General features: G+C 54.6%; 19 protein-coding genes. 7 read left to right on the top strand and 12 right to left on the bottom strand.

Annotation, left to right across the window (positions count from 1 at the left end):
* Position 1 precedes the first annotated feature (1 nt).
* The gene (locus LF95_RS19075; protein ID WP_073956788.1) at positions 2 to 721 is read right to left on the bottom strand and encodes an HAD family hydrolase; all 720 of its coding nucleotides are present in this window, start codon (positions 719 to 721) and stop codon (positions 2 to 4) included.
* Between the two features lie 212 nt (positions 722 to 933).
* On the opposite strand from LF95_RS19075, the gene LF95_RS19070 reads away from it, so the two are divergent.
* Entirely contained in the window at positions 934 to 2,523 is a 1,590-nt protein-coding gene (locus LF95_RS19070; protein ID WP_073956787.1) for an FGGY-family carbohydrate kinase, read from the top strand.
* A gap of 110 nt (positions 2,524 to 2,633) precedes the next feature.
* Here LF95_RS19070 and LF95_RS19065 read toward each other — a convergent pair whose 3' ends face one another.
* Positions 2,634 to 3,329 carry a dienelactone hydrolase family protein gene (locus tag LF95_RS19065; RefSeq protein ID WP_073956786.1) on the bottom strand — a complete coding sequence of 232 codons (696 nt, stop codon included), beginning with the start codon at positions 3,327 to 3,329 and terminating at the stop codon, positions 2,634 to 2,636.
* A gap of 239 nt (positions 3,330 to 3,568) precedes the next feature.
* Between LF95_RS19065 and LF95_RS19055 the strand changes: the two genes are divergently transcribed.
* The gene (locus LF95_RS19055) at positions 3,569 to 4,063 is read left to right on the top strand and encodes an RES family NAD+ phosphorylase (protein WP_073956784.1); all 495 of its coding nucleotides are present in this window, start codon (positions 3,569 to 3,571) and stop codon (positions 4,061 to 4,063) included.
* Here the strand turns inward: LF95_RS19055 and LF95_RS19050 are convergent.
* The 3 genes from LF95_RS19050 to LF95_RS19040 are packed head-to-tail and all read right to left on the bottom strand — an operon-like array spanning position 4,060 to position 6,937.
* Positions 4,060 to 5,760, bottom strand: a complete 1,701-nt coding sequence (locus LF95_RS19050; protein WP_073956783.1) for an ArnT family glycosyltransferase — start codon at positions 5,758 to 5,760, stop codon at positions 4,060 to 4,062. The genes LF95_RS19055 and LF95_RS19050 overlap by 4 nt on opposite strands.
* Before the next feature lie 27 nt (positions 5,761 to 5,787).
* On the bottom strand, positions 5,788 to 6,114 hold the full coding sequence (locus tag LF95_RS19045) for a lipid-A-disaccharide synthase N-terminal domain-containing protein (RefSeq protein WP_073956782.1): 327 nt from the start codon (positions 6,112 to 6,114) through the stop codon (positions 5,788 to 5,790).
* Between the two features lie 10 nt (positions 6,115 to 6,124).
* Positions 6,125 to 6,937, bottom strand: coding sequence for a glycosyltransferase family 2 protein (locus tag LF95_RS19040; protein ID WP_083607821.1), 813 nt, complete (start codon positions 6,935 to 6,937; stop codon positions 6,125 to 6,127).
* A gap of 560 nt (positions 6,938 to 7,497) precedes the next feature.
* Here LF95_RS19040 and macA point away from each other — a divergent pair.
* Genes macA through LF95_RS19020 form a run of 3 tightly spaced genes read left to right on the top strand, consistent with a single transcriptional unit; the run spans position 7,498 to position 12,071 of the window.
* A complete protein-coding gene (macA, locus tag LF95_RS19030) occupies positions 7,498 to 8,673 on the top strand; it encodes a macrolide transporter subunit MacA (protein WP_073956780.1) in 1,176 nt (391 codons plus the stop codon).
* Position 8,674: 1 nt separating this feature from the next.
* Positions 8,675 to 10,633, top strand: coding sequence for a MacB family efflux pump subunit (locus tag LF95_RS19025; protein WP_073956779.1), 1,959 nt, complete (start codon positions 8,675 to 8,677; stop codon positions 10,631 to 10,633).
* Between the two features lie 10 nt (positions 10,634 to 10,643).
* Positions 10,644 to 12,071, top strand: coding sequence for an efflux transporter outer membrane subunit (locus tag LF95_RS19020; RefSeq protein ID WP_073956778.1), 1,428 nt, complete (start codon positions 10,644 to 10,646; stop codon positions 12,069 to 12,071).
* Here LF95_RS19020 and LF95_RS22860 read toward each other — a convergent pair.
* The gene (locus LF95_RS22860; RefSeq protein ID WP_143182108.1) at positions 12,068 to 12,742 is read right to left on the bottom strand and encodes a DUF2971 domain-containing protein; all 675 of its coding nucleotides are present in this window, start codon (positions 12,740 to 12,742) and stop codon (positions 12,068 to 12,070) included. The two genes, LF95_RS19020 and LF95_RS22860, sit on opposite strands and share 4 nt — an antisense overlap.
* Positions 12,743 to 12,946: 204 nt before the next feature.
* Between LF95_RS22860 and LF95_RS19010 the strand changes: the two genes are divergently transcribed.
* Positions 12,947 to 13,336 (top strand): cupin domain-containing protein, encoded by a 390-nt coding sequence (locus tag LF95_RS19010; protein WP_073956947.1) that lies wholly within the window; start codon positions 12,947 to 12,949, stop codon positions 13,334 to 13,336.
* Between the two features lie 69 nt (positions 13,337 to 13,405).
* Here LF95_RS19010 and LF95_RS19005 read toward each other — a convergent pair whose 3' ends face one another.
* The 6 genes from LF95_RS19005 to LF95_RS18980 form a co-directional block, all read right to left on the bottom strand.
* The gene (locus LF95_RS19005) at positions 13,406 to 14,248 is read right to left on the bottom strand and encodes a fumarylacetoacetate hydrolase family protein (RefSeq protein WP_073956776.1); all 843 of its coding nucleotides are present in this window, start codon (positions 14,246 to 14,248) and stop codon (positions 13,406 to 13,408) included.
* Positions 14,249 to 14,315: 67 nt separating this feature from the next.
* A complete protein-coding gene (locus LF95_RS19000) occupies positions 14,316 to 15,050 on the bottom strand; it encodes an SDR family oxidoreductase (RefSeq protein ID WP_073956946.1) in 735 nt (244 codons plus the stop codon).
* A gap of 69 nt (positions 15,051 to 15,119) precedes the next feature.
* Positions 15,120 to 15,443: an L-rhamnose mutarotase gene (locus tag LF95_RS18995; RefSeq protein WP_073956775.1), complete on the bottom strand. Its 324-nt coding sequence runs from the start codon at positions 15,441 to 15,443 to the stop codon at positions 15,120 to 15,122.
* Positions 15,444 to 15,564: 121 nt separating this feature from the next.
* The gene (locus LF95_RS18990; RefSeq protein WP_073956774.1) at positions 15,565 to 16,437 is read right to left on the bottom strand and encodes an amidohydrolase family protein; all 873 of its coding nucleotides are present in this window, start codon (positions 16,435 to 16,437) and stop codon (positions 15,565 to 15,567) included.
* A complete protein-coding gene (locus LF95_RS18985; protein WP_073956773.1) occupies positions 16,437 to 17,492 on the bottom strand; it encodes an aldo/keto reductase in 1,056 nt (351 codons plus the stop codon). The genes LF95_RS18990 and LF95_RS18985 overlap by 1 nt, the downstream gene beginning before the upstream one ends.
* 154 nt (positions 17,493 to 17,646) lie before the next feature.
* The gene (locus LF95_RS18980; protein ID WP_073956772.1) at positions 17,647 to 18,426 is read right to left on the bottom strand and encodes an IclR family transcriptional regulator; all 780 of its coding nucleotides are present in this window, start codon (positions 18,424 to 18,426) and stop codon (positions 17,647 to 17,649) included.
* A 121-nt stretch (positions 18,427 to 18,547) separates the two neighbouring features.
* On the opposite strand from LF95_RS18980, the gene LF95_RS18975 reads away from it, so the two are divergent.
* Positions 18,548 to 19,849, top strand: coding sequence for an L-fuconate dehydratase (locus tag LF95_RS18975; protein WP_073956771.1), 1,302 nt, complete (start codon positions 18,548 to 18,550; stop codon positions 19,847 to 19,849).
* Positions 19,850 to 19,993: the final 144 nt, after the last annotated feature.

Genomic DNA, 19,993 nt, shown 5'->3' with positions numbered 1-19,993 from the left:
CTCAAACGGAAATTGCCGTTTTCATATCTGCCATTGAAGTGAAAACCTGATTCGCACCGGCCTCAATTAGGCGCTGGCGGGCAGTCTCGCGCGATCCGTCATAATGGCCGCCGCCAACAAAGCCCCAGCAGGTCATACCAGCGGCAATCGCGGCCTGTGCACCAGCAACGGAATCCTCCACCACCAGGCAGTTTTCTGGCGCAAATCCCATATCCTGTGCCGCATATAAAAACAGGTCAGGGGCCGGTTTACCGTTGGCAACAAAATCCGCGCTATAAATGCGACCTTCAAACCAGGGCCCCAGTCCCGTCAGGCGCATGGTTGTTTCAAGGCGCTGGACCGAGCTGCTTGACGAAATGCAAAACGGAATGCCACGGGCTTTTAGGGCCGCCAGAACACCATCAATACCGTCAATTTTACGCAGTTCGGTCTCATAACGTGCAAACAGCTTTTCATAAAAATACGGTTTGAATTCCGCATTCACATCGCGGCCGGTTTGATCAAAAATATACTGAATCGGTGCGGCACTGGAACGCCCGGTAAACAGGCGCGCCACATCCTCGACCGATAACGGTGCGCCAAAATGCACCAGAACATCCACCAGTGTTGACAGCGAAATCGGCTCGCTATTCACAAGAACACCATCACAATCAAAAAGGACGGCCGTGATCGCCGCTGGCAGTTCGGTGTAGGACCCGATGGAAGCGGATGTGGGTTGCATTTGTTTCTCGGACCTTGTTTTTTTGCAATTTCCAACCCTAGACAATCAAGAATATGCACGTCAACACAAATGAACATTTGACCAACCGCTGGTCTTTTGTTCAATTTAGGCCGAAACGGCAAAAATAACAGTCTGACCTTCTTCCAAAACGCAGGATCTATTATAAGACTGCCCGGAAAAGATAACGTCAAGAGGCGGGAGGAACCATCGCCATGACCCTGAAAGACAAGGCAATTATCGGTGTTGATGTGGGAACCGGCAGCGCGCGCGCTGGCGTGTTTGACAGCACCGGCAAACTTCTGGGCAGTGCATCCCACCCAATCGCAATGAACCGCCCGCGCCCCGATTTTGTCGAACAGGATTCCGCAAATATTTGGGAATCGGTTTGTAAATCGGTCAAGGACGCGTTGATCAGGGCGGATGTGAATGGCAATGATGTGGCCGCGATTGGCTTTGATGCCACCTGTTCGCTGGTTATTCGCGGCGCAAATGACAGCCCACTGCCGGTATCGCCCGATGGCCCGGCCAATTGGGACGTCATCGTCTGGATGGATCACCGCGCCACCCGCGAGGCCGAAGAATGTACCGCCACCGGGTCCAAGGTGCTGGACTATATCGGTGGCACCATGTCGCCGGAAATGGAAATTCCCAAACTGATGTGGCTGAAACGGCATAGTCCCGAAGTCTGGAACAAAATGACGGCTGCCTATGATCTGGCCGATTTTCTGGCTTATCGTGCCACCGGGGACAATGCCCGTTCCTGCTGCACCGTCACCTGCAAATGGACACACCTTGCCCACGAGGAAAACCCCTGGAACCAGGAATTCCTGTCCTCCGTCGGGCTGGATGATTTTATTGAAAAAGTCGGTATCGATGGCCCCGCCGTTGCTGTGGGAACCCCAGTGGGCAATCTGTCAGCGACTGCCGCCCGTGAACTGGGCCTGAATACCAACTGCATGGTTGGGGCCGGGTTGATTGATGCCCATGCCGGAGCACTGGGCACCCTTGGCGCGCATCTTGGCGGCAATCTCGATCAACGCTTTGCCATGATCGCAGGAACCTCCACCTGCCATATGGCGCTGTCACCCGAAGCGCGCTTTATTAAAGGTGTGTGGGGGCCATATTTTGGCGCGGTGGCACCGGGTCTTTGGCTTAATGAAGGCGGGCAATCCGCCACCGGGGCGCTTTTGGATCATATCTGTGCCCTGCACCCGTTTGCCCGTGACATGGGCCGCGATGCCCACCGCCTTGCCGGTGAAAAACTGCTACCGCGCATGATGGAACAGGCCGATCTGGCGCCACGCCTGCATATGCTGCCCGATTTTCACGGTAATCGTTCTCCGCTGGCGGACCCCGAGGCCCTGGGGGTTATCAGTGGCCTTACACTCGATCAAAGCGAAGAAAGCTTCCTTGACCTGTATTGGGCGACCGCCTGCGCCATTGCCTATGGCACCCGCCATATCATCGATGCGCTGAATGCCACGGGCTATGACATCCGCCATATTCACCTTAGCGGCGGGCACACCGCCAGCCCGGTTCTGGTCAAGCTGTATGCCGATGTTACAGGCTGTGATGTTGTTATGTCGGAATGCCCGGAACCGGTCCTGCTCGGCTCTGCCATGCTCGCCGCCGCCGCACTGGATAGCGAAGGTGGGCTTGAAGCGGCATCACGCAGCATGGCTGCACCCGAAACCGTCAAAACCCCGGATGAAAGTGCCAGGGCAGACCACGACCGCCGCTATGCCATCTTCCACAAACTGCATGCCCATCGCCAGGAACTTGATGCCATGAGCAAGGCCTGACCCCAGACAGGCTATACAAAAATCCCCCGTCAGCTTTCGAACTGACGGGGGATTTTAATTTGTGGATTCTCACCCTCTCACCACCTTGTGCGGCGAGCGGACAAACCGGCTCAGGCGAGGTTCTGTTTCAAAAACTCTGCCGTGCGGGCATTGGCCGTGGCGGCGGCCTGTTCATCGTAATGGTTACCCCCCACGCGGCAAAAGGCATGGTTGCTGTCCGGATACTGATAAATCGTTACTTCGGCTTTGTCTTTCAAGGCAGCCTTGATTTTATCCTGTGCCTCGGTCGGGATGAATTCATCCTGCCCGGCCAGGTGCATGATCACTGGCTTGCTGATTTTATCGGCTTCCCCCAGATAATTATCAATGCCCGCACCATAGAAGGAGGCAAAGGCATCCGCATTGGTGCGGGTTGCCGCCAGATAGGTCATCATCCCGCCCATGCAATAGCCGACAACGGCGGCCTTGCCACTGGCATCGGGCAGGGCGCGCGCGGCATCCAAGGTTGCCTGAATATCCTCGGCCCCTTTATCGGGGTTAAATTTCTGCAAATAGCCAAAGGCCTTTTGCCATTCTTCATCTGTTTTATCGGTCAGCTCAATTCCCGGCTCCAGCCGCCAGAACAGATCCGGGCATACGGCAATATAGCCCTGACGGGCATAATCATCGGCCACACCGCGCATCACGGCATTCACACCAAATATTTCCTGAATCACCACCACAACCGGGGCGGGCAGCTTTTCCGGCATGGCGACATAGGCATTAAACGTCCCGTCGGCAGTTTTAATGGAAAGATTCTGGCTCATGGGGCCTCCGTGTTTTTGATCGGTTATCATAATTGGGCACGCCCGTCAGACCAGGCCAGTCACCCAACCCGTCCTCAACGCACCGCGATGCCCGTGAGATAATCCAAAATCCGACCAATGCCAGTGCACCAGCCAACACCAACAGCGAAATTACAAACAATTTGCAAAACGGATTTTCAAGCGCAATCATAGCTTATCATCCAAGCCTGACCGGCAATCATCCTGCCCGGAATTCCCCAATGTTATTCAATGATAACGAAATTTTTCATCCCGTTCAGGGCCTGTTTTATCGCGCAATTGACCCGCACTATCGTGCCAACAGCCTTGCAGGGTCGCGCAATGCGGGCCGGTATTCGCAGGCGGATCAGCCAACGCTTTACCTCAGCTCCTCGCCCGAGGGTGTCACGGCCGCCATGATTGCACATCGCACAGAGCGCCCAACGAACCTTGAAATGATCACAGTGTCCGTCGATGCGCGGCGCATTTTTGATCTGCGCGATGAAAAAGCATGTGAAATGGCAGGTATCACCCTGCAGGATGCCACCACCCCCTGGCAGGACCTTGTTGCACAGGGCAAAACGCCGCCTTCCTGGCGGGTGCGTGACAAGCTGGCGGCGCTAGGCGCGCAAGGCCTGATTGACCCGTCGCGCAAGGCCCCGGGCCTGTGGCATCTTGTGCTGTTTCACTGGAATACAGGCCCGCAGCAGCCGACGGTTAAGGTCGTATCACGTTAACGCGCCAGCACGCCTTCCGGGTCAGCCTTGACCGCTTTGGCATCCCAAATCACCAAATGATCGTTTTTATAGTCAAACCGCGCCAGCGGCTGATCGGGACCAGGAATCGGGTTGTCGCGCCGGGCAATCACCTCGCCATTCGGATGTGCATCAACCCACTGCTGCACTTCATCCAGTGTCAGCAACATGGGAATAGGTTGTTCCAAACGGCCCAGAAACTGGAACTGCGCGTGATATTTGCCCCAATAGGCCACATTACGCCCGGCATCCTGCTGAGTTTTGAGATATTGCGCCATTGGCTGCATGTTGTAATCGGTATGCAGGCGCGGGGCGGCGATCATGAAGACCATTGATACCAACAGCAAATTCACCCCGGCCAAGATGCCAACCGCCACCGAGCGACGGGTTTCAATGACCAAAAGCGCCCCACCTGCCAACAGTAAAAACGCGCCCCACCAGCCATCGAGCAAGCCCACCCAGGCCGGAATTTTGGCAAAAAACGATGGTAAAAACGGCGCGACCAGCCCGGCCAGACCCAGAATAATCAAAAACACCGCCACCGGGATTTGATCAATTCTGCGGGTGGGCAAATCACTTATGATCCGGGCAAAAATCAGCGAGAGAAGCGGCAATACCGGCAAAATATAATGCACCCGCTTGCCCGAAATCAGGCTAAAGGCCACCAGCAGGAACACCGCCACCACAAGGCAAAACCGCAAGCCCGCATCCATATCCCGGCGCCAGCCAAACCCGAACAGCGACCGCCATAAACCACCCCAAAAAACCCACGGCAACAACATCGCGGGCAAGGCAACCAGATAATAATAAAACGGTTCGACATGGGCGAAACTGTCCACCATGCGCCCCGCCGTCTGGCCCCAGAAAATGGCATTGCGATAGGCTTCACCGCCAAAAATCGCCGCAGGAATGGCCCAACACAACGCAATAACAGCACCAAGCAAAACCGCAAGCCCCATACCCGCATACCAGCGACCAAGGCCTTTATTTTGCGCCGACCCGACCTTGGCAGAACCGTTAGCAACCGGACGGCGGGCGCCGCCCATCAATCCCGCCCAGTCACGCCGCCACAGCGGAGCAAACACCGCTGCGGGCAACACATAAAGCAAAATCACCGGCCCCTTGGACAGCACCCCCAAACCAATGGCAATGCCGGTAATGATCCAGCCTTTGCGGGCATTGTGCTGGTCGCCCTCATTGGCAACAAAAACGCCATACCAGCCCAGCAACGCAAAAAAGCACTGCAACATATCAAAATAGGTCAGCGTGCCATAACCGGCATAATAAGTGCCACCAATCAGAAACAGCGGGGCAAGCTGCGCGATGGCCGGTTTATCCGGCCAAATGCGACGTGCCAGCAATGCCAGCATCACCAGGTTTAATCCGGCAAATAACGGCGCAATCAAACGTGCGGTAAAATCATTAACCCCAAAAATCGCCCAACTGGCATTAATCAGCCAAAACAGCATCGGCGGCTTGTGGGCATAGGGTTCACCATTCAGGTGCGGCACCAGCCAGTTGTGATGCAGCCACATATCCCACGCCACCGAAAGATAGCGCGTTTCATCAACCGGCAATAACGGGCGGGCCAATACCCCCACAACCGCAACCAGTGCCCATAAACCCAGGATCACGCCAAACGATGCCGTGCTTGCGCCGGTGCGGTTATGAATGCTCATCTGTTTTCCGTATGATTAAAAGCCGACTTATTCCGCCACCACCGACGGAATGGTTTCTGTTTTGGCATCGCGCTTTTCACGATGAATGAAATACAGGTTCCGCGCATACACAATCAGGCCAAAGGACTGACCCAGAATGATAATCGGTTCGGCCCGTTGCAGGCCATACACCATAAGACAAATCCCGCCCGCAATGCTGAGATACCAGAACGCGACGGGGACAATGCTTTTGGCATGTTTTTCACTGACCAGCCACTGAACCAGAAAACGGCCGGAAAACATCACCTGTCCTACAATACCCAGCACAAACCAGGCATCGAGATTAGAGAACAACCGTGCAAGCCAATCGTGCATCGCCGCCCTCCTATTCTTTTGATTTCACAACGGGCGTTTTTGCACGGGCCTGAAGCCACATCACACCCATAATATCAACAATACCAACCCAAAGCCGGTTCATCATGCTGTAATTTGACTGTCCCCGCAACCGTGGACGGTGATTTACCGCCACTGAAAAAACCCGGCCGCCATCGCGCAACATCAAAGCCGGCAAAAAGCGGTGCATATGGTTAAATCGCGGAAAGGCCAAAAAATCCACCCGGCGAAACAACTTGATGCCACAACCGGTATCAGGCGTTTGATCCTTCAAAAGCCCGCCACGCACCTTGTTGGCAATGCGGGACTGTATGCGCTTCATCGCCGTATCATGCCGGTTGGCCCGCCAACCCGCGATCAAAACCTGCGCATCCTGCCCCTCGGCCTTGTAACGTTCCAGCAATTGCGGAATGTCGGCCGGGTCATTCTGCCCGTCGCCATCAAGCGTCACTATCAACTTGCCACGTGCATGTTTCACCCCGGTTAAAACTGCAATCGACTGACCACAGCTTTTTTCGTGGCAAATCAAATGCAGTTCTTCAACGCGCTGGCGCACATCGCGAATGATGGTTGTGGTTTCATCCGTACTGCCATCATCAACATAAATAATTTCAAACGGCACCTGGCCGCGCAGGGCGGCAACAATTTCGGTTACAAGTGGTTCGATATTTTCGGCTTCGTTCTTCACCGGCACAACCACCGATAATTCCGGAGCAGTATTTTGCCAGTCATGGGGTGCGTTCGCATCCGCCGTGGTGGGGGCCAAATCCGGTTGTTCCGGCAGCGCGTTTTTCTCAATTGTCATACTTGTGAACCGTCGTGCCGATCAACACATCGCTTGCTCAATGGGGCCTGTGCGGGCAGGCCCTTTTGGCGCTGATGCGTCAATGTCCCTTATCTTGTTGAAACGTCAAATAATTTAACACACAGAAACGTCATAATGATACGACATGAAACCTGACAATTTCATGAATGATCTGTTACCTGACACGCCCTGTTATCTGACGTGCAATCTGTCATGAAAATGACGGCATGGCCCCGTTATGCCGCAAGCGGTGTTGATAATATTTTCCTCGCCCCTTCGCAAGAAAACTCTTGTAGCCACCTCGTTTGCCACCAACACGTCTGCCATGAATTTTTAACAACAAAACCGGCACAGGCAGGTGCGCAATAACAAACCAGGCACCATATGGTTGCCGTTTGGGCAGCATACACTGCCCACTTGCATATTTTTTTTCATCATATGCCCCCCAATGACGCAAAGGAATGTTATCTAGGAAGCTGCACCGTCACCTTTGTTCCTGCCCCTGTTTATGCGCCTCTATTTATGCTTTCTTTATGCCAAATGAAGCCCCACGGATTTTCATGAAAAAACTGTTTGCCCACCCCAAAACCATCATCATAGTCCTGATATTGCTTGCCGCAGGCGGATGGTTGGGCCGCAATTATTTCTTTCCGCCCGAAACCGCGCCAAACTTTGTCACCGCCAAAGTCACACGCGGCGATCTTGAAAGCACGGTTCTCGCCACGGGCGCGCTGGAGGCGTCCCAACTTGTATCCGTCGGCGCACAGGTTTCCGGGCAAATCAAAAAGCTTTATGTTTCCCTTGGCGATGTCATCAAGGAAGGGGACATGATTGCAGAGATTGACCCTTCCACCCAGCAAAACGCGCTAAGCGATGCCAAGGCCAGACTTGCCAATATCGAGGCCCAGCTTGCCTCCAAGCAGGCCACCCTGCGCCAGGCGCAAAAGGCCTATCAACGGCAAAAGGAAATGCGCCGCCTTGATGCCAGCCCCCAGGAAGACCTTGAAAGTGCCGAAGCCACCCTGGCCGTGACCAAGGCGGAAATCAACGCGCTCAATGCCCAGATCGATCAGGCCCGCATCGCGGTTGATACTGCCCAGATCGACCTGAACTACACCAGTATCCGCGCCCCGATGGACGGCACCGTGGTGTCCCTGCCCGTCAAGGTCGGGCAAACCGTCAATGCCGTGCAATCGACACCAACCATCCTGAAACTGGCACAGCTTTCCACCATGACGGTCAAGGCGGAAATTTCAGAGGCCGATGTTATCCGCATCAAACCGGGGCAGGAAGTTTATTTCACCATTCTGGGCGACCCTGATTCCCGCTATCACGCCACCTTACGCGCCATTGAACCGGCACCCGACGAAATCAAGGATAATGACAATGGCCTCGTTGATAACAAGGCCGTTTATTACAATGCCCTGTTTGATATTTCCAACCCGGACGGCATCCTGCGCATTGCCATGACCACCGAAGTCACCATCATCCTTAAATCGGTCAAGGACGCGCTGATTATTCCGTCATCCGCGCTGATGAAGGATGCGGACGGCACAACCTATGTGCAAATTCCCGATGCCAAGGGTACGATCACCAAACAACCCGTGACCGTCGGCCTGAATACCAATGTCAAAGCCCAGATCACAAAAGGCTTAAAAGAAGGCGATACCGTCATCATCGGGGAGGCCAGCAGCACCAGCGCCCATGCCAGTCCGTCCGAAGGGATGATGTTCTGACATGCAAACCCCGCTGATCGAAATTACCGACCTGTGGCGTGAATACCCGGCAGGCGACCAGAAAATCGCGGTTCTCAAGGGAGTTAACCTCACCATCGAGCGCGGTGAAATGGTGGCCATTATCGGGGCATCCGGCTCGGGCAAGTCCACGCTGATGAATATCCTTGGCTGTCTGGACCAGCCCACGCGCGGCACCTATCGGGTGAATGGCCGTATCACCGGCACCCTTGAGGCCGACGAACTGGCCGCGCTCCGCCGTGAATATTTCGGCTTTATCTTTCAACGCTACCATTTGCTGTCTGATCTGACAGCCCTTGGCAATGTTGAAGTCCCGGCCATTTATGCCGGTTATTCCGCCAGCCAGCGCCATGACCGGGCCAAAAGCCTGCTTGAAAAGGTCGGACTGGGGGATCGCACCCATCATCGCCCCAGCCAGCTTTCCGGCGGGCAGCAACAGCGTGTCAGTATCGCGCGGGCGTTGATGAATGGCGGTGACGTTATTCTGGCCGACGAACCCACCGGCGCACTCGATAGCAAAAGCGGCGAGCAAACCCTCGCCCTGCTGCGTGATCTTCATGCCGACGGGCACACCGTTATCCTTGTCACCCACGATGCCAATGTTGCCGCCCATGCCGAACGGGTGATCGAAATTCTGGATGGCGAAATCATCCGCGATGAACGCCAGACCGCGACCGGCAGCAGCGAAACCACGCCCCCGGCCCCGATTACCGAAAAACCCAAGGGCAACCGCCTGCTGGCCGAATTTGGCCGCTTTGGCGAAGCCTTCAAAATGGCACTGGTCGCCATGATGGCGCATCGCCTGCGCACCTTTTTGACCATGCTGGGCATTATCATCGGCATTGCCTCGGTGGTTTCCGTCGTAGCGCTGGGGACAGGCTCGCGCGAAAAGGTGCTGGCCGATATCAGCTCGATCGGGACAAACACCATCGATATTTTTCGCGGCAAGGATTTTGGCGACCCTGACGTTGATACCATTCGCACCCTGAATGCGGCGGATGCCAAAGCCCTTGGCACGCAATATTATGTCGATAGTGTCACGCCAACGGTTTCCACCAATGTCACCCTGCGCTACCGCAATATCGAGGCCAAGGCCTCCGTCTCGGGCGTAGGGGTGGAATATGGCCGTGTGCGGGGTTATGAAATGGCATCTGGTATCTGGTTTAACCAGCACGCAGTTGATAGCCGCAACCAGGATGCCATTATTGATCATAACACCCGCAACCGGCTGTTCCCCAAGGACACAGACCCGGTCGGCAAGGTTATTTTGCTCGGCTCCGTCCCCGTGCGGATCATTGGTGTGACCAAACCATATGAAAGTGCGTTTGACCGTGACAACAGCCTCAATGTCTGGCTGCCTTACAGCACGGTCATGACGCGCATGACCGGGCAGAATTATTTAACCAACATCACCGTGCGCGTTGCCGATGCGGTGGACACCAAACTGGCCGATCAGAAAATTACCGAATTTCTGCAACGCCGCCACGGTAAGCGGGATTTTTTCACCATCAATACCGACACCATCCGCAAAACCATTGAAACCACCACCGCCATCCTCACCCTGCTGGTATCCTCGATTGCGGTGATTTCACTGATTGTCGGGGGCATTGGCGTTATGAATATCATGCTGGTTTCCGTGACCGAACGTACCGGCGAAATTGGCGTGCGCATGGCTGTTGGCGCACGGCAGGGCGATATTTTACGCCAGTTCCTGATCGAGGCGGTTTTGGTCTGCCTGATTGGCGGGGGGCTTGGCATCGGGTTTGCCCTTTTGATCGGGGTTTTGTTTGGCATGCTCGGCACGCCCTTCCAGATGATCTATTCCACCGCCTCGATTATTGCGGCCTTTGCCTGCTCGTCGATGATCGGGGTTCTGTTTGGCTTCCTGCCCGCGCGTAATGCCGCCCGCCTTAACCCTGTCGATGCCTTGAACCGGGACTGAAGGATCAAAAATGCTGAAATCAACCCTCCAAACCGGCACCATCCTGGGTCTGCTTTTACTGGCGGGCTGCTCCAGTCTGGAAAAAACCACCTACAGCGCGCCCGATGTCACCCTGCCTGCAGGCTGGTACAGTGATGGCGGCAACAGCATCACAACAGGCACCGGCGACAAAACAGCCCATAACGACCTTGCCCTGGCCCCGTCCAACTGGTGGCACAATTTCAACGACCCGGCGCTGGACCGCCTGGTGGCCGACGCGCTGGCACAAAATAACGACCTTGCAGCCGCCACCATCAAGGTGCGCCAGGCACAGCTTCAGGCAGGTATTGCAAAAACCGACCTGTTCCCCGACCTGTCGGCCGGAGCCAATGCCTCCTCCGCGCGCAACCTTGATACCGGGCGCATCACGCGCAGCTATGGCACCACCAGCCGCGTCAGTTACGAGGTTGATTTGTGGGGAAAACTTGGCAGCACTTATGACGCCAAAAAATGGGAAGCCCTGGCGACCGAAAAGGACCGCGCCAGCACCGCCCTGACGCTAACCGCCACCACGGCCAATTTATATTGGCAAAGTGTGTATGACCAGCAACGCCTTGCCATTGCCCGGGCCAGCATTGAATATGCCCGCAAAACGCTGGAGCTGGTCAATGTGCAATACCAGTCCGGCGCGTCAAGCTCACTGGAACTTTATGAATCGCGCCGCAGCCTGGAAAGCCAGCTTGCCAATGCCACCCAAATCGAACAAAGCCTGAAAGCCAATAAAAACGCGCTGTCGATCCTGTTTAACCAGCCGCCACAACAAATCGCCATCGCCCGCAAAACCCTGCCCGATGGCACCCTGCCGGTGGTTAAATCCGGCCTGCCCGCCGACCTTCTGGCCCGCCGCCCGGATGTAAAGGCCGCCGAATTGCGCCTGCGCGCCGATGTCGCCAATATCAATTCCGTCAAAACCAGCCTGCTGCCAACCCTGAACCTGACGGGCGAGCTGGGCACCAGCAGCGATCAGTTGCGCAATCTTCTGGAAAACCCGATTGGCACTTTGGGGGCCAGCATCGCCCTGCCCTTCCTCAACTGGAACGAAAAACAGCTGAATATCCGCATTTCCGAAGCCCAGTATAAACAGGATGTGATCAATTATCGCCAAACCCTTTATCAGGCCTTTAGCGATGTTGAAACCGCCCTGTCGGCGCGCGACCACTATATCGCACAGGCCCAAAACCTGCGTGCCGCCCTTGATGATGCGCGTAACGCCGAACGCATCTACGAAACCCGCTTCCGTGCCGGTGCCGTGCCCATGCAACGGTGGTTGGATGCCCAGGAAACCCGCCGCACCGCCGAAGAATCCCTCCTGCAAAACCAGCTCAACCAGATTTTAAATCTGGTCACGCTGTATCAGGCGTTGGGTGGGGATAGCCATCAACAAAGCTATAAAAATTAATTCAACCGAGTAAATTTAAGACCGAACTTATCATCATTGCACTCAGATTGATAAATCTGAACATGAGAAAACTCACTGCTACTTAATATCTCTCTCAAACGACTCTTATCTTCTTCTTTCATTCTCAAACCGAACGCAACCGATCTAATCATTTTTCCATCAATTTCAACTCCTTTCCCCCCTAAATTTCTTCCAATCAGCCTCCACTCTCTCTCATATCTCCAATAAGAATATTTATATTTCAAAAATTCCAAATCAATATTTTCCGCAGCACCTGCCTCAAGCTTTTTAGAGATTTCTGAGATTGGATAAGTTGACTGATACCTAACGTCAACTGATGTAACGTCTTTTAAGTGGCCCTCCAACTTCAAACGATCAAAACCAATGCAAAACCCACGATGCTCGTCGGCATAATGCGACCACATTAGTTGATTTTTCCTAGTTCTAGATGTTGAAAAAACTCCTATTTGCGAAAAATCCAATAAACTTATTTCAGAACTATAATTTTCACAAATATTTTTTACTTGTTCAAGCGAAGCCTTCAACAACTTTGAATCAAAATCGAAGGGATCATTAAATGAATCAACCCCAGCAAACCAAATTTTTAGTTCTTTAAATATGGATAACGATTTATCTTCAAATTTTTTATATTTAAAAATACTACTACTCAAACTTACACTCTCACAAACACCGTTTCATTAAGACAAAAATTCACCGCATCAAAATTCAAAGGATAAGATTAACTCACACGCCTCACACTTGTCATTGCGCAATCCAGTCCAAGAGTAAAAATTATGCATTGACAAATATTTCAAAAATGATTTTTTAATTTTACTTTCTTATACGAATCTAAATTTATGGTGAAATCTGCTAAAATGAAATGCCTCCGAATCTACGCCACCCCGGACGGGGAATCCCATTTTGATGAAGTCGAATTGCCGACGACAAAGCGCACGGTGCATCCTGAAGCTGTGCCGTTTGATGTGACGGCGAGTTATCCGGCGTCGCGGGTTCGCATCACGCATATTCCCGCAGGCATGCGCGAGGTCTCGTGGCATACGGTGCCGGAGCCGGTTTTAACGGTTCGGCTGGATGGGGCTGTGGATTACGAAACAAGTGATGGCGAGGTGCGCCATGTCGCGGCGGGCAGTTTTGTGCTGGTGGAAGACACACATGGCAAAGGCCATCTTTCGCGCCATTCGCCCGAGGCGCAAACCGTGATCTGGGTGTCGCTGCCCAACAGTTTTGATCTGCCGCCGGAATAAAAAAGCCGCCATCCGTGGTTAAACAGATGGCGGCCTTCTAAAATACGGTTTTAAGCAGCGTGTGGGCGATTAAGCCTGAACGGTTTTCTGTTTCTGGCTGCCCAGGCCTTCAATGCCGAGTTCCATCACATCACCAGCCTTGAGGTAAACCTGCGGGTTCTGGCCCATGCCAACGCCCGGAGGGGTGCCGGTCGAGATGATGTCGCCCGGTTGCAGGCTCATGAATTGCGACAGGTAATGAATGAGGAACTGCACACCGTAAACCATCGTTTGCGTGCTGCCATCCTGGTATTTATGACCATTGACCGTCAGCCACATTGGCAGGTTCTGCGGGTCTTTGACTTCGTCACGGGTGACGAGGTAGGGGCCAATCGGGCCGAAGGTATCGGCACTTTTGCCCTTTACCCACTGGCCGGAACGTTCGATCTGAAAGGCGCGTTCGGACAGGTCATTGACCACGCAATAACCGGCCACATGATCCATCGCATTGGCTTCATCAACATATTTGGCTTCTTTGCCGATGATGACGCCAAGTTCAACTTCCCAGTCGGATTTTTCCGAGCCGCGCGGGATTTCAACATTGTCATTCGGGCCGCAAACGGCCGAGGTGGCCTTAAAGAAAATTACCGGCTCCGGCGGCACCTGCATGCCGGTTTCCGCCGCATGGTCGGAATAATTCAGGCCGATGCAAATAAATTTGCCCGGGCGGCCCACACATGCACCAATGCGCACATCACCCGACACTTCCGGCAGGCTGGCGGCATCAAGGGCGGCAATTTTATCGAACGTTTCCTGCGAGATGGTCGAAGGATCAAGATCGGCAATCACGCCGGAAAGATCGCGAATGGTGCCATTGGCATCCAAAAGACCGGGCTTTTCCGAACCGACCGGACCATAACGTAACAGTTTCATTGGACTTTATCCCTTTGGTTTTTTGCAAATCGGGGCCAGGCCCCTAACCGGACAGATCCTGAATGGATCAGTTTACCCAGCCGCCGTCAATGATGTGAATGGCGCCCGTGGTGTAGCTTGCTTCATCTGACGCCAGATAGGTGGCAAGGGCGGCAATTTCGCCGGGCTGGCCAATACGGCCAATCGGCTGGCGGGCGACAAAGGCCTTGCGGACTTCATCAAAATCCCCGCCCTGGGAAGCCATGCGCTGCTGAAGCGACGGGCTTTCAACCGTGCCAGGGCAAATTGCATTACAGCGAATGTTTTGACCGACAAAGTCCGCCGCAACCGATTTGGTCATGCCAATGACGGCGGCCTTGGTTGCCCCGTAAATAAAGCGCACCGGAACCCCTTTCACCGAGGATGCCACCGACGACATATTAACGATAGACCCGCCGCCATTTTCCAGCATGGCCGGCAGCAAGGCGCGCATCATGCGATATTGCGAGCGCACATTCAGGTTAAAGCTGAAATCATAGGCATCTTCATCACAATCAAGAATGCTGCCATGATGAACAAAACCGGCACAGTTAAACAGCACATCCACCGCACCGACCTTTTTGCCAAAATCGGCAATCGCGGCCCCGTCGGTCACGTCCAGCTTGTGGGTTTCCATGCCCGACAGGCTTGACAGTGCCTCTTCATTAATGTCGGTAGCAATCACCGTTGCCCCTTCGGCGAGAAACATTTCCGCCGTCGCCCGGCCAATGCCCTGCCCTGCGGCGGTTACAACGGCCTTTTTGCCTGCCAGTCTTCCTGCCATTTCATTCTCCTGCATCAATTGCATCTGTGGCGCACCCGGTTTCGGTCAAAGCAATCAAACCGGCGGGCATCATGCCATGTAAAAAACTTCTTCCATTTCCGCCCACCATTCGCCGTCCTTGCGCGTTGCAAGGGGAGACTGGCACGGGTCGGTCAGTTTCCACCATTCCTGTGTCACCGGGTCCTTGGCGATTTCGGCCATATCGGCCGCAAAATCATCGCCGTCATATTCCAGATGGCCAAATAACAGGTCGGCATGCTGATAAATCACGTAATTATGCACGTGATGTTTGCGTAAAGTTTCCAGCACACCCGGCCAGGGTTCGGCATGCAGCTTTTTGTATTCGGCCAGTTTTTCCGGCTTTACATGAATGACCATACCAACACGTTTCATTGTGGCCTCGTTTGTGTGACGGTTATGAAATTGCCAAAAGGAAAAAGGGGCGGTTGAGTGTGGATCAACCGCCCAAAACCCCGGTGGCGAAGGGTGTGGCGCACCACCGGGAGGGAGCCTGTTAATCCGGGTCGTTCGCGAGTTGATAAAAATGCGTTGCGGTTTTTACGGCAATTTTCTCGACATCCGCCGGGGCAAAAGTGCCCAGCCATTGCTGCGTCATTTTCACCCAGTCGGGATAATCCGATGCCATTTTCAAAACCGGCCAGTCACTACCCCACATCAGGCGGTCTGCGCCAAAAACACGCGGCAAATGGTCCAGATAGGGTTTTAAATCATGCAGGCCCGCGCCCGATGCGGCCTCGGTCAGAAGCCCCGACACCTTGCAATAGACATTTTTAAGCGGGGTGAATTCGCCCATCATTCGCGCCCATTCAACATAGCCATCCGGGCCATGAATACCATTGCGGATTTTGGGCTTGGCGGCATGGTCAATCACGATACGCAAGGCCGGATAGCGCCGGGCGAGAATATGCAAATTCGCCAGATGACGGGGCAATACCAGCGCATCAAACGCCAGATTGCGGGCAATCAATGCCTCGAAAATCGGCGAAAATTCGGCATGCAGCATCCAGTCGGCATCTTCGATGTCCTGGATCATGGGCCGCACGCCGACAAATTTGTCATGCCGGGCAAAACGGGCAATATCGTCAATCGCGGTTGCCGGGTCCTCGAAATCCACCCAGCCAACCACACCGGCGATAAAGTCATGCTCGGTTGCCAGCGACAGCATAAATTCGGTTTCGGCAACACTGGGGGCGGCCTGCACCAGCACCGTGCGGGCAATGCCCTGGTCGCTTAATATCGGGGCCAGATCATCGGGCAGGAAATCCCGGTACAACACCGAAATATCCGGCGTGATCCAGCCATAATCGCCGCGATCAATTTTCCAGAAATGCTGATGGGCATCTATCAGCGTTACGTCGCGGGCCATCAGGACGCATCCCCAACCGTATCCCCACCTGCCAGCAAATCTTCGCCCGGGACCGGCACATCGGCGCGCAAAAGGCCCTGTTCGCGCAAATCATGCCACAGGGCAGCCGGTATTTTCAGTTCCGCCCATTCCACCGCCTGGGTCACATGGCGGGCCGAACTGGCACCGGGAATAACCGATGCGACAGCGGGATGCGTTAACGGGAACTGAAGGGCGGCTGCAGGCAATGGCACGCCATGATCGGTGCAAATCCGCTCGATCTTTTGCGCGCGTTCGAGAATATGCTGGGGGGCATCCTCGTAATCATATTTTGCGCCCGGTTTGGGGCCTGTTACCAGAATGCCGGAATTAAACGCCCCGCCGACAACCACAGAGGCATTGCGGCGCAAACATTCCGGCAAAAAGCTTTCCTGGGCTTCCTGTTCGAGCAATGTATAGCGCCCGGCCAGCAGGAACACATCCATATCGGTGGATTTCAGGGCTTCCAGGCAAACTTCCCATTCATTGACCCCCAGGCCATAGGCCCCGATCAGCCCGGCCTTTTTAAGCTCGTCCAGCGCCTTTGCCCCGCCTTCCATCGCATCGCGCATCAGGCGCGGATGAGCATCAACGCCATGTGTCAGGCTGCCAATGTCATGGATATAGGCAATATCAATACGCCGCAGGCCCAAACGCTGCCAGCTATCCTCGATGGAACGCATCACCGCGTCATAGCTGTAATCGTAAACTTCAACAAAGGGCAGCGCATCGACAAAGGGCCGGTCCTGGGGAATATCCCCCTCGATCCGGTGCAACAAACGGCCCACCTTGGTGGACAGCACATAAGGCTCGCTCTGCTCGCGCAAAAAATCGCCCATACGCCGTTCGCTCAGGCCATAGCCATAACGCGGCGCGGTATCAAAATAACGAAACCCGGCATCCCAGGCGGTTTGCAGGGTGTCGTGGGCCTGTGCCGTATCGAGCGGACGATACATATTGCCCAGCGGCGCACCACCGAACCCAAGAACACTGACATTTAAACCGGTATTACCAATTTGGCGCTTCTGACGGGCCATAAACTTCATCCTCCCAATGGGCGCATTTCGCAGCGGCAGGATCGTTTCATATTTAAACCATCATTTCAATTGTATTTTGTAACAAATGATGTCTGGCGCGGGCGACCCACGCAAAAATCGGCCAAACATCGTGAAAAACCGGCAAGGGCCAGGTTTATAAAACGCCGTGCGATCCGGTCAGGCGGGTAATTTCCTGCGCGGTTTCCACCACAAAGGGCACGGTATCGGCCACCTTATAAGGGGTGCTGGGGCCACCCAGATAAGGCACCGTCAGGCTGGCCAGGATCTCGCCACTTTCACCCTGCAATATTGGGGCACCCACATCAATGATACCCACCGTCGCTGTACTTTGCACTTCGGCATAGCCGCGCGCCCGAATGGCACGCAATTCATATTCCCACACCTCGGCATTGAATGATGCGCCAAGGCGTTCAGAAAAATACTCCATCAACGGGGTGCGACGTTCCGGCGACATCCAGGCCAGCAACACCTTGCCAGACCCGGAATCGGCCAAACTGCGCCGATAGCCCACCCGCACCGAAAAGCCAATATCCTCCGGGCTTTCCACCCGGGCGATCACCACCATCTGATCACGCGATGGCACCGCCAAATGGCACGACTGCCCCACCCGTGCTGCCAACCGGCGCATTTGCGGCAAGGCGGCCTCCAACAGGGTGGAAACCGGCGAAACCTGCATACCCAATTCAAACAGATGGTTGGTAATATGAAATAGCTCCGACCCGTCCCGGCGCTCCAGATAACCCTTTTGCTCCAGCACCGAAAGCATGCGAAAAATCTCGCTTTTGGAGCGACCAAGGGCCGTGGCAATGGCGCCCATGCTCATCGGGCGACGTTCGGCAGCCAGAATTTCCAAAATCTCCAGCCCCTTTTCCAGGGCCGGGGCCTTGTATGTGCGTTTGGTTTCGTCGGTCATCTGTTACCCTTGTTCGTCAACTGCCGCAGCTTTTCGCAAAAAACGCCCCTTGCCAAGTCTCAATATACATCATATTTAAAACATTATTCCATTTATAAAACAAACACAGGGAGGGGCCAGAATGTCTCCGGTTATCACAGGGCTTCGGGCCATTGACATCCGTTTTCCAACATCGCGCCAGCTTGACGGGTCGGATGCGATGAACAAGGACCCGGATTATTCTGCCGCCTATGTCATTATCGACACGGACAATGCAGACCTTTCCGGCCACGGCCTGACCTTTACCATCGGACGGGGCAACGATATTTGTGTTGCCGCCATCAAGGCCATGTCGCACCTGCTGGTCGGCAAAACCCTTGAGAGTTTGACCGCCAATATGGGCCAAACCTGGCGCGATTTAACCGGCGACAGCCAACTTCGCTGGCTGGGCCCGGACAAGGGTGTGATGCACCTGGCAACCGGGGCGGTCGTTAATGCCATTTGGGATATGTGGGGCAAGGCGGCGGGCAAGCCTGTGTGGCAGCTTGTCGCCGAGATGACACCGGAACAATTTGTTGATTGTGTTGATTTCCGCTATCTGACCAATGCCCTGACCCGTGACGAGGCCCTGGACATTCTGCGGGCCGCCGAACCGGGCAAACAGGCGCGTATTGATGAAATGCGCAGCCAGGGCTACCCGGCCTATACCACATCGGCAGGCTGGCTGGGCTACAGCGATGAAAAACTGCGCCGCCTGTGCGAGGAGGCCATTGATGCCGGCTGGGATTACATCAAGCTCAAGGTCGGGCTGGATGTGGAAGATGACCGCCGCCGCCTTGCCATTGCCCGAGACGTAATTGGCCCGGACCGCAAATTGATGGTCGATGCCAACCAGAACTGGGAAGTTTCGCAGGCCATTTTCTGGATGCAGCAACTGGCCGAATTTGACCCCTGGTTCATCGAGGAACCCACCAGCCCCGATGATATTCTGGGCCACAAACAAATCCGCGAGGGTATTTCCCCCATCCGGGTTGCCACCGGCGAGCATTGCCAGAACCGCATCATCTTTAAGCAGTTCCTGCAGGCCGATGCGATTGACGTGGTGCAAATCGATAGCTGCCGGGTAGGCGGGGTCAATGAAATCATGGCGATTTTGCTGATGGCCAAAAAATTCAACAAGCCCGTCTGCCCCCATGCGGGGGGTGTCGGCCTGTGCGAATATGTCCAGCATCTGTCGATGATCGACTATATTTGCGTTTCCGCCTCGCTCACAGACCGGGTGTTGGAATATGTCGATCATCTGCACGAACATTTTGAAGACCCGTGTGTCATCCGCAATGGTCGCTATATCGCGCCCATCAGCCCTGGTTTCTCGATTACCATGAAACCACAAAGCATTGTCGATCACACCTTCCCCACCGGCCGTGTCTGGCAGGAAGGCTAGTTATTTCACTTTTCGTTAGATGTTCAGGGCACCACACGGGCGATGCCTTGCGACTGCACAAAAGACGATAGCGGTGTACAGTAAGATAAAGCTCTCGGGTTGCTCATCGCACAGCACCGAGAGCTTTTATCTAAGCCAGCGTTG

It is taken from the genome of Thalassospira sp. TSL5-1 (assembly GCF_001907695.1).
GTDB lineage: Bacteria > Pseudomonadota > Alphaproteobacteria > Rhodospirillales > Thalassospiraceae > Thalassospira.
Note: the sequence above shows the minus strand (reverse complement) of the source record. Positions and strands in the feature narration are given on the sequence as shown.

What these genes read in the sequence shown, in the direction of transcription:
- LF95_RS19075 (WP_073956788.1), bottom strand. Translation starts at nt 721, where the DNA reads ATGCAACCCACATCCGCTTCCATCGGGTCCTACACCGAACTGCCAGCG.
- LF95_RS19070 (WP_073956787.1), top strand. Translation starts at nt 934, where the DNA reads ATGACCCTGAAAGACAAGGCAATTATCGGTGTTGATGTGGGAACCGGC.
- LF95_RS19065 (WP_073956786.1), bottom strand. Translation starts at nt 3,329, where the DNA reads ATGAGCCAGAATCTTTCCATTAAAACTGCCGACGGGACGTTTAATGCC.
- LF95_RS19055 (WP_073956784.1), top strand. Translation starts at nt 3,569, where the DNA reads ATGTTATTCAATGATAACGAAATTTTTCATCCCGTTCAGGGCCTGTTT.
- LF95_RS19050 (WP_073956783.1), bottom strand. Translation starts at nt 5,760, where the DNA reads ATGAGCATTCATAACCGCACCGGCGCAAGCACGGCATCGTTTGGCGTG.
- LF95_RS19045 (WP_073956782.1), bottom strand. Translation starts at nt 6,114, where the DNA reads ATGCACGATTGGCTTGCACGGTTGTTCTCTAATCTCGATGCCTGGTTT.
- LF95_RS19040 (WP_083607821.1), bottom strand. Translation starts at nt 6,937, where the DNA reads ATGACAATTGAGAAAAACGCGCTGCCGGAACAACCGGATTTGGCCCCC.
- macA (WP_073956780.1), top strand. Translation starts at nt 7,498, where the DNA reads ATGAAAAAACTGTTTGCCCACCCCAAAACCATCATCATAGTCCTGATA.
- LF95_RS19025 (WP_073956779.1), top strand. Translation starts at nt 8,675, where the DNA reads ATGCAAACCCCGCTGATCGAAATTACCGACCTGTGGCGTGAATACCCG.
- LF95_RS19020 (WP_073956778.1), top strand. Translation starts at nt 10,644, where the DNA reads ATGCTGAAATCAACCCTCCAAACCGGCACCATCCTGGGTCTGCTTTTA.
- LF95_RS19010 (WP_073956947.1), top strand. Translation starts at nt 12,947, where the DNA reads ATGAAATGCCTCCGAATCTACGCCACCCCGGACGGGGAATCCCATTTT.
- LF95_RS19005 (WP_073956776.1), bottom strand. Translation starts at nt 14,248, where the DNA reads ATGAAACTGTTACGTTATGGTCCGGTCGGTTCGGAAAAGCCCGGTCTT.
- LF95_RS19000 (WP_073956946.1), bottom strand. Translation starts at nt 15,050, where the DNA reads ATGGCAGGAAGACTGGCAGGCAAAAAGGCCGTTGTAACCGCCGCAGGG.
- LF95_RS18995 (WP_073956775.1), bottom strand. Translation starts at nt 15,443, where the DNA reads ATGAAACGTGTTGGTATGGTCATTCATGTAAAGCCGGAAAAACTGGCC.
- LF95_RS18990 (WP_073956774.1), bottom strand. Translation starts at nt 16,437, where the DNA reads ATGGCCCGCGACGTAACGCTGATAGATGCCCATCAGCATTTCTGGAAA.
- LF95_RS18985 (WP_073956773.1), bottom strand. Translation starts at nt 17,492, where the DNA reads ATGGCCCGTCAGAAGCGCCAAATTGGTAATACCGGTTTAAATGTCAGT.
- LF95_RS18980 (WP_073956772.1), bottom strand. Translation starts at nt 18,426, where the DNA reads ATGACCGACGAAACCAAACGCACATACAAGGCCCCGGCCCTGGAAAAG.
- LF95_RS18975 (WP_073956771.1), top strand. Translation starts at nt 18,548, where the DNA reads ATGTCTCCGGTTATCACAGGGCTTCGGGCCATTGACATCCGTTTTCCA.